The organism is Campylobacter sp. BCW_4323 (genome assembly GCF_001763115.1).
Classification (GTDB): Bacteria; Campylobacterota; Campylobacteria; order Campylobacterales; family Campylobacteraceae; genus Campylobacter_D; species Campylobacter_D jejuni.
Map to the genome: position 1 here is coordinate 1 of NZ_MJYC01000033.1, position 2,289 is coordinate 2,289.

Genomic DNA, 2,289 nt, shown 5'->3' on the forward strand with positions numbered 1-2,289 from the left:
AAGGAAGGAGAAAAATATTTGAGTAAAAATATTATTTCAAGTAAGGTGTCCATGGGGGGGGGGGATTAAAGAATCCTGTTTAAATTCTAAAAAGATAGTTTTATCTTTAGCTACTATTTCTTTCTTAGCGAGTTGTGCTAATGCTACACTTGCTCCTGAAATAAAAACTTATGATGAAGCAAATAAAAATGTTAAGGCTAGATCAGCAAGTGTTTATCAGAATACTAATACGACTGTAAGTGGTTCAGAGACTAACACAATAACCATTACTGGAAATGGAACATCAAATTCTTTAACAATCGGATCAAGCGGAACTTTAGGCAGTATAGGTAATAAAGGTAATATTATTTACGCCCATGCTAGTGGTAGCGATACTCTTACACTTACCAATCTTACCAACAATGGAACCATCAATGGTAAAGTAGCCATACAAAATAGCCAAGATAACCTCACAGGAACCATCACTGTTAACACCTTTGAAAATAAAGGTCAAGTTAATGGTCAAATTTATATGGGAATTTGGGGAAATAATTCAGGAACTCTTAATATAGATAAATTTGAAAATAGTGGGACTATAACAGCTTCTAATAATGATAAAGGAATTTTTTTCGAAGGAAAAAATACCAATATAGAAACCTTTAATAATAGCGGAACTATCACAAGCAATTCAATTGCCATTGATGTTGCAAACAATTCCAATATAAATAGCTTTACTAATAGTGGTTTTATTAGTGCAGGCAAGGGGGTTAATATAGGCCAAGGTACTATGACAAATTTTACCAATGCTAACAGTGGAACCATACAAGGCTCAGAAGCAGGAGTGCTTGTTAATACAAAAATAGATACTTTTACTAATAAAGGTTTAATTGATTCAATTGGACAAAGCATAGAATGGAGTAACGGGGTTTGGGTAAGTGGAAACACTGATATCAAAACTTTTGTTAATGATGGAATTATACAAGGAGTTTCTGGGGCTATAAGATCATCGGGTGGAACCATAGAAAATTTTATCAATAATGGTACTATGAATGGTGGTTCTGCTGCCATTCTTATACAAAATAGCATTATAAAAACACTTGAAAATAAAGGCACTATAAATAGCACTAGCGATATAGATTGGGGTGGTGCCATAAAACTAGGACAGGGTGGCACCATAGAAAATATCATCAACACAGGAACTATCAATTCAGCTACTTCTGCTATATATGTATCCTATGGTAAATTTGGAACACTTACCATAAAAGATGGAGGTGTAGTTTATGGAAAAAAAGCTGGAATAGCAGTAGGTCAATGGCAAACTCTAGGAGAATTATATATAGATGGAACAAACTTAAAAAAAGATGGTACAGTAAGTGGAATTTATAGCGATAATCATGGAATTGCTTTAGATGTTGGTTCAAGTACTAGTAAAATAGAACTTAAAAATGGTGGCATTATACAAGGTAAAGTTAATGGTATAAGATTAGAAAAAGCAGCTTCTTTAAGCGGAGAAATAATTTTATCTGGAAAAGGTTCTAGAGTAGAAGGTGGAAGTGGCGCTGGTATATCTAATGAAAGCGGAAAAATAGAAGGCTCTATAAAAGTAGAAGATGGAGCTACTGTAACTTCTTCTTCAGGTCAAGCTATCTCTAATTCTGGCTCAGGAAGTATAACAGGTGGTATTACAGTTAGTGGGGAAAACACTAAGCTTGAAGGAAATATAGTCAATACGGATAGTGCATCTATAGGTAGCGATATCAAGATAGAAGGTGGAGCTAAGGTAGAAGGTGGTCTTGTTAATGAAGGAGAAGGCTCTATTACTGGTTCTATTACAATTGATAAAAACAGTCAGCTTGACTCCATCACTAACACTTCTACTTCTAATACAGGTATAAGCGGTTCTATCACTAATAACAGTGATAATAAACTTGAAATTTCTAATGGAGAAGGTGCTACTATAGGTGGAGGTATTACAAATAATGGTAATGCTGATTTAGTTATTTCCAACCAAGGCTCAGTAGGTAAAGATAGCAATGGTAATACAGTAACTAACAATGGTAGTGGTAGTGTTGGAATTAAAGATTGGGTTGTTTCTACAGATAAAGAAACAGGTAAATTAGACACTGTAGTTGTAGGTGGAAGTGGTGCAAATAATGTACAAGTAGAAAACATCACTGTAGATCAAAGCAATGTTAATCTTGAAGAATTAGGTAATATAAGCAATATCATCTCAGGTGTTAATCAAAACAATATTGGCAATATAGGAACCAATGGAGGTGGAGAAATATCTTTAAGCTTTGATCCAATAAC

Annotated in this window: 1 protein-coding gene; it reads left to right on the plus strand. The window is 34.2% G+C overall.

The genetic code is table 11. The features are described from left to right. Positions 1 to 28 precede the first annotated feature (28 nt). Positions 29 to 2,289, plus strand: a 2,261-nt coding sequence (locus AJN60_RS01535) for a beta strand repeat-containing protein (RefSeq protein WP_441294114.1), incomplete at its 3' end; no start/stop codon positions are given.